Annotated in this window: 4 protein-coding genes; all 4 read right to left on the bottom strand. The window is 45.2% G+C overall.

Annotated features, from left to right (window positions below; genetic code table 11):
• Window positions 1-51: 51 nt before the first annotated feature.
• The 4 genes from QZY09_RS13565 to QZY09_RS13580 all read right to left on the bottom strand — a co-directional run bounded on the left by QZY09_RS13565 (window position 52) and on the right by QZY09_RS13580 (window position 1,396).
• Complete coding sequence (locus tag QZY09_RS13565; RefSeq protein WP_295673202.1) at window positions 52-360, bottom strand: plasmid transfer protein; 309 nt, start codon at window positions 358-360, stop codon at window positions 52-54.
• The gene (locus QZY09_RS13570; RefSeq protein ID WP_295673208.1) at window positions 360-629 is read right to left on the bottom strand and encodes a DUF4134 domain-containing protein; all 270 of its coding nucleotides are present in this window, start codon (window positions 627-629) and stop codon (window positions 360-362) included. The genes QZY09_RS13565 and QZY09_RS13570 overlap by 1 nt, the downstream gene beginning before the upstream one ends.
• Window positions 630-770: 141 nt before the next feature.
• Window positions 771-1,061: a DUF4134 domain-containing protein gene (locus QZY09_RS13575; protein WP_295673204.1), complete on the bottom strand. Its 291-nt coding sequence runs from the start codon at window positions 1,059-1,061 to the stop codon at window positions 771-773.
• 2 nt (window positions 1,062-1,063) lie between these two features.
• Window positions 1,064-1,396 (bottom strand): hypothetical protein, encoded by a 333-nt coding sequence (locus tag QZY09_RS13580; RefSeq protein ID WP_295673206.1) that lies wholly within the window; start codon window positions 1,394-1,396, stop codon window positions 1,064-1,066.
• Window positions 1,397-1,561 lie beyond the last annotated feature (165 nt).

A 1,561-nucleotide genomic window follows, 5' to 3' on the forward strand; every position in this document is an offset into this window, starting at 1 on the left:
CCCACTAAAAGGTCATACTCACCGCTTTTGTCAACGCCGATATAGGGTATTTTAAATACTTGTTTTCCGGCCATAGTTATTAATTTTTTTAAGGTTTATCTGGTGAATAAAAATGTCATGTGAGCGGGTTTTATTATGAAGCCCATGCTTCTGCTTGCCTGCGGTAAAAACCAGGCCGCCAACCATGCAGCCGACCAGGACAATAGCGCCCAGCCACATATTGATCAATGACATGATAAGGGCACCAAGCACCAGTCCCGCCAGCATAGAGCCTAAGCCCCAATAAATAAATTTACCCTTGAACCCGCGAAAAATAAGGGGTTTTTGAAGCCCCTTATATACTGCAAACCGCTTACCCATTAGGTTAATCCAAAGAAAGCCTTGATGATCACGGCAGAAACTACGAGGAATACGCATGAACCGCCCCATCCCATAAGTTCCTTGTTAATATCCTGGTCCCCGGAATTCCATTTGGAATAAACCCGGATGGCCCCGACAATACCAACAATACCGCCGATCACTAAAGCGATGTTGGTTACCGGGTCAACATACGTTTTAAGAGAAGAAGTAGCGGTGTTCAGACCGGTAACCCCGTTTTGGGCGAAGGCCGTAACCGTCCCCAGGACCATCAGCGCGGCTGTGGCCCATAATTGTTTTAATTTGTTCATTTGTTGTTTTTGGGTTTGTTATTAAAAATTATTGGAAATTTTAGGCAATAAAAAAGGCGGCTTCCGTTCGCGGAACCGCCTAAAAAAATACAGGTAGTTTGATCAGATACCGAAAATAGCCTGGAGGAAAGAACCCATCAAAACCATAAAGATGGCGGCAAAAAACCAGGCAGCCACTTCTTCGGTAATACGGGGCCTACCCATCTGCCAGTTATGATAAATCCTTAACGCTCCCAAGATCCCGAAGATCCCTGCAAGCACCAGTGAGCAATCTAACGCTGAAAAAAATGACGAGGTAAGAGATTGCTGCGCCTGCTGCATTTCATCCAGTCCGGGTTGCGCCGTGGCGCCCAATGCCAGCAGGCAGCAGCAAAATGTCAATACTTTTTTCATGATTAAAAGCTTACTGCCCGTGTATAGAAAATGGCTTCCTGCCGGACGAGGTTAAAAAGGTCTTTTATGGGAACACCGCCCGAAGCCATCACTGCCGGCTCCGCCTTGATCTTAACACCTGTATCGTTTACGCCTGGGTTATTATTTTTTTTGCTGCCATTTTCCGGCTCATGTTCGAGCCGTTTGGTTTGAACCTCTTCTGAAAAAGTAAGTTCGTTTGTTAAGGAGTGATCTGCCGGAGAGCGTCCGCTTCCGGCAGCATCGATCAGGACATTCACCAGGTAATACAATAAGTATATACCGGCGATCCATGTTAAAAAGTGTAACCAGTTCATTCTTCAAGATTTTGGATAAATTGTTTAATTATTATTTTTAATTCGGGATGCAGTCTAAAGAGTTCCCTTACCGAAAAGGCGATCAGCCGGGTCATGTCGATACCTGTTGCCAATTTAAAATGCTTCATGGCCAGTAGCGTTTTGGCATCAAAGCGAACATGAACC

The organism is uncultured Mucilaginibacter sp., from assembly GCF_903913935.1.
In the GTDB taxonomy this organism is placed as follows: Bacteria; Bacteroidota; Bacteroidia; order Sphingobacteriales; family Sphingobacteriaceae; genus Mucilaginibacter.

Bases quoted from the DNA above. Each gene is read 5' to 3' on its own strand.
- QZY09_RS13565 (WP_295673202.1), bottom strand. From the start codon at position 360: ATGGGTAAGCGGTTTGCAGTATATAAGGGGCTTCAAAAACCCCTTATT.
- QZY09_RS13570 (WP_295673208.1), bottom strand. From the start codon at position 629: ATGGTCCTGGGGACGGTTACGGCCTTCGCCCAAAACGGGGTTACCGGT.
- QZY09_RS13575 (WP_295673204.1), bottom strand. From the start codon at position 1,061: ATGAAAAAAGTATTGACATTTTGCTGCTGCCTGCTGGCATTGGGCGCC.
- QZY09_RS13580 (WP_295673206.1), bottom strand. From the start codon at position 1,396: ATGAACTGGTTACACTTTTTAACATGGATCGCCGGTATATACTTATTG.